Origin of the sequence: Sphaerospermopsis reniformis (assembly GCF_005402885.1) — a bacterium.
GTDB lineage: Bacteria > Cyanobacteriota > Cyanobacteriia > Cyanobacteriales > Nostocaceae > Sphaerospermopsis > Sphaerospermopsis kisseleviana.
In genome coordinates this window covers 40,322-46,321 of record NZ_BJCE01000013.1, presented here as the reverse complement: position 1 = coordinate 46,321, position 6,000 = coordinate 40,322, and the positions used below count along the sequence as shown (strand labels likewise).

5 protein-coding genes are annotated in these 6,000 nt (G+C 34.5%); 1 reads left to right on the top strand and 4 read right to left on the bottom strand.

The window, feature by feature from the left end; genetic code table 11:
* The first annotated feature begins 171 nt into the window (after positions 1-171).
* Complete coding sequence (locus tag FFR48_RS03510) at positions 172-633, top strand: DUF29 domain-containing protein (protein ID WP_137666395.1); 462 nt, start codon at positions 172-174, stop codon at positions 631-633.
* A gap of 16 nt (positions 634-649) precedes the next feature.
* Here the strand turns inward: FFR48_RS03510 and FFR48_RS03505 are convergent, their stop codons facing one another.
* The 4 genes from FFR48_RS03505 to FFR48_RS03490 form a co-directional block, all read right to left on the bottom strand.
* Positions 650-1,948 (bottom strand): toprim domain-containing protein, encoded by a 1,299-nt coding sequence (locus FFR48_RS03505; RefSeq protein WP_137666394.1) that lies wholly within the window; start codon positions 1,946-1,948, stop codon positions 650-652.
* A gap of 61 nt (positions 1,949-2,009) precedes the next feature.
* Positions 2,010-3,245: a diaminopimelate decarboxylase family protein gene (locus tag FFR48_RS03500; RefSeq protein WP_137666393.1), complete on the bottom strand. Its 1,236-nt coding sequence runs from the start codon at positions 3,243-3,245 to the stop codon at positions 2,010-2,012.
* Positions 3,212-4,927 (bottom strand): asparagine synthetase B family protein, encoded by a 1,716-nt coding sequence (locus FFR48_RS03495; RefSeq protein ID WP_137666392.1) that lies wholly within the window; start codon positions 4,925-4,927, stop codon positions 3,212-3,214. Before FFR48_RS03495 ends, FFR48_RS03500 begins: the two co-directional genes overlap by 34 nt.
* A 2-nt stretch (positions 4,928-4,929) precedes the next feature.
* Entirely contained in the window at positions 4,930-5,547 is a 618-nt protein-coding gene (locus FFR48_RS03490; protein WP_137666391.1) for a DUF3859 domain-containing protein, read from the bottom strand.
* Between the last annotated feature and the right edge of the window lie 453 nt (positions 5,548-6,000).

Here is a 6,000-nt window from a genome sequence, read left to right as displayed (position 1 = left end):
AAAAGTGTGCATTTTTTGGGATTTCAAGAGATGGCAAAGAAATTTTCAAATCTTCTCCTGACTCCTGACTCCTGACTCCTGACTCCTATGCCCTCACGGAAAGACTTTCTCAGCAACCCCTAATTATATATTTGAGAAAATCAAGTAAAAATCACTCCAGGAGTAAGAGTAATGATACAAAACATACCAAAACATGATATTTTATATGAAACCGATTTTCTTGCTTGGTGTGAAAAAACAGTTACTCAACTCAAAGCAAAAGATGTAGAAAATTTTGATTTTGAACATTTAATAGAGGAGATTGAAAGTCTGGGAAAAAGCGAAAGACGGGAATTAAGAAATAGATTATTAGTTTTGATAGCGCATATTCTCAAACGGATGTATGTTAACAGTTCTGAAAACTTCAATGGATGGGAAGTAACTATTGTAGAACAACGAAAACAAATCAAAGTTTTATTGAAAGAATCTCTTAGCTTACAACCTTATCTAGCACAAATATTTACAGAAGTTTATGCTGATGCTTTAGATATTGTTTCCGTTGATTATAAACAAACAGATTTTCCTGATACATGGCCATTTGATTTTGGTACAGATTTACTTTTATCTGCAAAATATTGGGAGCATAATCTGTAACTTGCATTCTAAACATTTAACCAAAACTTTCCACCATATAAATATCATTACCTGAATCAGCAACTACCATAAAACTACTATCATCACTTGCTAAATTCAAACTTCCATAAATACCACTTCTGAGAACTTTAATCAACATTTGTGGTGAAAAAGATTCTAATTCCACAAAATTACCCGCATCTAACCAAGCTAACTCTTCCGCAGTTAAATTCTGACGAATTTCTAACGGTAATTCTTTGGATTTTTTAGCTAAATACTCTGCATTTTGAATAAACATACCTCGCTTATTAGCAAGAATTTGACGCGGTAATAAACCCACATCAATAATAGTCACCTCACTATTTAAAAACCAATTTTCACTGGTGTGGAGATGATAGACCAAACTCACACCTTTAGGACTACAATCATGGAATGCAAAAACTTGTAAATTGGGGTTACGTCGTAGCATGTCCATTGTTGTATTAAAAATGCTTTGGGGATAACCATTAACACTAAGAATTGCACAGTTATTTTCAAAATGGAAATTATTAGCAATTAATAATTGTGCAATGTTAGCACTATCACAAACAACCAATCTATCAAAACTATAAGCAGTCACATCGGGGTTAATAGATGCAGGTGAAATTTGATTTTGTGGTTCAGGTAAAATTCTATCAATCATACCATTAACTGTTTGCCAATTTTCCAACCAACCATCTAAATTGGATTGAGTAACTAAAAATTCCTGTGGTAAATTTCCCACTCTTCCTAACTGTCTAGTTCCTAAAAATATTGACAACATTCCTAAAATGACCAACATACAAAAAATAGGAAACGAGTTTACGGTTAAACTTACCAATATTCCCAATACTAGAATTAATATTCCCACAATGCGTAAAGTTTTAGCACTTGCTTTGCGACTTGCAGTAGTTAATTTACTTGATTTGGTGTTATTAAATAAGTAGAAAATAGTCGCTGCTTGATAAACTAAATTAGCAACCAGAAAAGAATTAGGTAAAAAAGCACTTGTTATTCCTCCGACAAAGAGAGTAACCCAAATATTGAAAAAGAAATATAAAAACACAAAACTACGGGTTTGAAATGCTTTGTTTCGGATGCGATTATCTAAAAAATATAAAAGCTGCTTAGGTGTAAAATATAAAGTATGATTAGCAGAAATATCTGCCAATATTTTAGCAAACATGGGATCTGTAATTTTCAAAGTCCCCATTGTTGTGGGTTCAAAAACAAAAGGATGATGACATTGTTTACATCTTCCGTTGTTTGCTGTTCTATCTTTTAAATTGTTATCAGTTCCGCAGTTAATACATTTCATAAGTTTTTTGGTAATGGGTAATTGGTAATGGGTAATTGGTAATGGGTAATTGGTAGGATATTTAAACTATTTGATTATTCAGTAAAACACTGTAATCTTCTCGTTTTCTAATTAACCGATGAGTACCATTTTCTAATAACACCTCCGCAGGTTTAGGACGATGTAAAAAATGAGAAGACATAGCATAACCATAAGCACCCACATCTAAAATAGCGATTATATCACCAATTTCTAAAGCGGGAAGTTGGCAGTTTTTAGCTAAATAATCCCGTGAATAAGTCGTATTTCCACAAACATCCGTGATATAATTTGTGATATACTTTTCATAAGTTTGATTTTTCCAACTTACAATTTCTCGATAACCTCCATGAACAGCAGGAACAGAAAGATTAGCTACTGTAGAATCTACACCTAAAATTTGTTTATTACCTTGCCATTTTACAGATACAACTTGAGCTAACAAAGTTCCAGAACCAGCTATAGCAGCGCGTCCTGGTTCAATAATCAAATTAATATTTTTCCCTAAATTGCCAATTCTTTGACTTAACTCATCTCCAAAAAATTCCCAATTAAAAGCAATTTTATCATGATGATAGGGATAACCAAAACCACCACCAAAATCTAAATATTGCCAATCTGGTAAATTTTCTGCTATGGATATTACCTCATCAATAACATTAGTAAAAGCAGAAGTCGCATTAGTTCCCGTACCCCGATAAAAATGCAATCCTGTAATTTTTAAACCAGCATCTCTAGCAATAGAAACTGCCTGATCAAAATCTGCTATACTAACACCAATGCGACTATCTTCAGAAACATTCAACCTTAATCCAATCTTTAAATCTTCCTTCTCTTTGCGTCTTTGCGTCTTTGCGTGAGATAATAAAACCTCACACAACAAACGCAACTGAGAAATACTATCTAAATTTAAAGTATTTACACCCCAATTTAAAACCTGTTCCATTTCCTCCCGACTTAAATTACTACCGCTATAGACAATTTCTGAAGGTGTAAAACTAGCATTTAAACCCAAATAAATATCACCTGGTGTATTAGCATGAAGTCCCCAACCAGCATTTTTAAATATCTTCAATAACGCAATATTCCCGTTAGTGACACTAGCAAAATAAAACCGAGTTTGAGGATAATGGAAAGAGTTAGTAATATGGGAAATAGTTTGATTTAAAATATCACCATCATAAACATATAAAGGAGAATCGTAAATATTTAATAATTCCTCAGCAAGTTCTTGAGAAAATGGAGTTAATAATTTTGCAGTTTCTTGTAATGTTTCCATAAACCACGAGGTAATAAAAACGGATGCTTCCAAGACTTTGATCCTAGTTTTACACCAAAAACGTGAAAATACCAAAGTTCCCACATAATAAGTAACCAAAGTATCTCACCTATGCGTCGTCCTTGAATATGTCCTCCCAGTTCTCCGGTAATAATTTTTGTTGCTATATCAGGGTAAAAAATATTTTCCGCTTCTAGTATACCCGGATTTAACCAATTACCAAGATCATGCCAAAAATTATTTACACACCAAGAGGTTAGGGGAACACCCATACCCCGCTTTTGTCTCCAGACTATTTCCGATGGTAGCAAATTTTCTACAGCGCGTTTCAAGATATACTTTTCACAAGCACCTTGTAAACAGAGTTCACCAGATAGCTGAAAAGTCCATTTTGCTAAATTTAAATCACAAAAAGGCGATCGCACATTTAAACCATGCACAAAACTTAACGCAGTTGCACGGGGATGAATATTTTGCGCTCCCTTTAACATCAAACTAGCACGACGCAGACGATGTAACAACGAAGGACAAAAACGACTATCTAACCCATCCAACAGCCATTCCTGAGCATTTAAACCTTGAATCTGAGCATAAATATCCGGTTGATACACCCTAGATTCATAACCCCAGAGACGGTGAAAAGTTCGCAAATATTGTGAAATAAAATCTTCATTTTTATGGGGATGTTCACCTTGATAAATACCCGCAGCAATTAAAGGTTTATTAGTCCAACCGGCAAATAATTGATCACCACCTTCACCATTAAAAATCACTTTAGTTTCTTGAGAAGCAACTTTATTTAAAAGATATAAAGGAACAGTCACACCATCACCAAAAGGTAAATCTAAAGCTTTAACAGTAGGAATAATTGCGTTTTTAATATTTTTCGGACTTGCATCAACCTTAATAATAGGAATATTCAAAAACTCTGCCACCTGTTTCCCATAATAATACTCAGAAACTCCAAATTCACCAAAATCTAAACTATAAGCGCGAACCTTCACCCCCAATTGTACCAACAAAGCAGCAACAATAGAAGAATCCAAACCCCCAGAAAGAAAAACCCCCACAGGTTCATCTTTTACATCAGCAACTTGCCTTTCTACCGCATTTTTTAATAAACTTTGTAATTGAGAAACTGCGGTATTTTCATCTGTAATTTGTTCCTGAGATTCATACCATTGATAATTGTAATTATTTATTACCTGATAATTACCAACGTTATCAATATTAAAAATCACCTCAGTTCCCGCACCGACAGAAAACACCCCACTAACAGAAGTTACAGGAGTAGGAACATAAGAAAAACAAGAATAACCATATAAACCAGAAATACAAACTTCCGGTTTATCCATTATTTCCAAAAGCAAATCTAACCGAGAAGCAAACCAAACAGTATTATTTTGACAACTCCAAAATAAAGGAACTTTACCAAAAACCTCCCTACCCAAAATCAAACTATCATCTTCCACCCTCACCCAAACATCAGCATCAGAAAAACCCGAAGCAGAAACAGCAGCAATAGTATTTCCTTCTATCTCCGGTACAGACTCACAACCCACATAAACCACATTCCAAACAAACCTTTCTCCCTCCCCTCCTCTCTCTGCGTCTCTGCGTCTCTGCGTGAGTTTTTCTTCCTTCTTCTCACCCCAATAACCGATAAAATGATAGGATAACATAACTATTGCACAACAAAAATTTCTTCACTAATTTTTCTCCCATCCAGCAACATTTCCACCTGCCAATTACCCACAGGTGCAGTAGAATTAATCGTATACTTACAATGAGTATTCCAAATGGAAGTAGTTATATCTTTAGTATCATAAGCATTTTGTTTCACAATTTTTCCACTAGGAGCAATCCAATTACAACTAAGAGATAACCTTTTACCTATCGGTGCATCTTTCAAAGTTACACGATAAAAAACTTCACCATTAGCTTGACGAGAAACAGTTTTTATATCAACTTCATCAGCCAAAGTAATTCTATCTTGTTGAGCAGAAACATTAGCTAATAAGGAAGCCTGTTGTTGATTAAAAAATACTAAACTTCCAACAGTAATCATAATTGCCCCAACCACCCCAAAAGCTATCAACTTATTACGACGTTGTTGCACCTCTAAAGCTTGACGACGACGCAACTGAATCAAAGCTTCATCTAACAACTCTGGAGGTAAATTTAACTCTTGTAAAATTTGCTGAATTTGCTGTTGGTCAAATTCAGCTTCTTGACGTAATTGTAAACCTTGAACTTCAGCAATAATTTGATTTAACTGTTCCTGCGTTATTCGCTGGTTCATATTGCAATCGACTTACTTTTTTACTGGTGGATAAAAGATAATAGGATTTAAGTGTGATTTATGTCAGCAGTCAGGAGTCGTAGGAGCGAAGCATTCGGAAAATAACCTGTGATCAAAATTGATAAGCTGTTACACAGCTAAATTGTATAATCCTAATGTTCTGAACTCTTGTTTAACAGGCAAGATGCCTGTTCCACTTATACAAATTAAATGCACAACAGCTTAATTTATCGCCTGAATGCTTCGCCCTTAACAGAGCTATTTTTTTATTTTTTTCATTTTCAGCAAGCATTATCTTTGTTTTTCCAACTTTCTGCCTTCTGCCCCTAAAACCAAGGGTCCAGTTTTCACCTAACACCATAACTAGCTAACATAGAAACCGCCAACTCGTTATCATATCAAAGTAAAAACCAGACCCAGTAGAAAGTTTAGGTAATCAATAGGTAATTAGAG

Coding starts and splice junctions, on each gene's coding strand:
- FFR48_RS03500 (WP_137666393.1), bottom strand. CDS start 3,245: ATGGAAACATTACAAGAAACTGCAAAATTATTAACTCCATTTTCTCAA.
- FFR48_RS03505 (WP_137666394.1), bottom strand. CDS start 1,948: ATGAAATGTATTAACTGCGGAACTGATAACAATTTAAAAGATAGAACA.
- FFR48_RS03510 (WP_137666395.1), top strand. CDS start 172: ATGATACAAAACATACCAAAACATGATATTTTATATGAAACCGATTTT.
- FFR48_RS03495 (WP_137666392.1), bottom strand. CDS start 4,927: ATGTTATCCTATCATTTTATCGGTTATTGGGGTGAGAAGAAGGAAGAA.
- FFR48_RS03490 (WP_137666391.1), bottom strand. CDS start 5,547: ATGAACCAGCGAATAACGCAGGAACAGTTAAATCAAATTATTGCTGAA.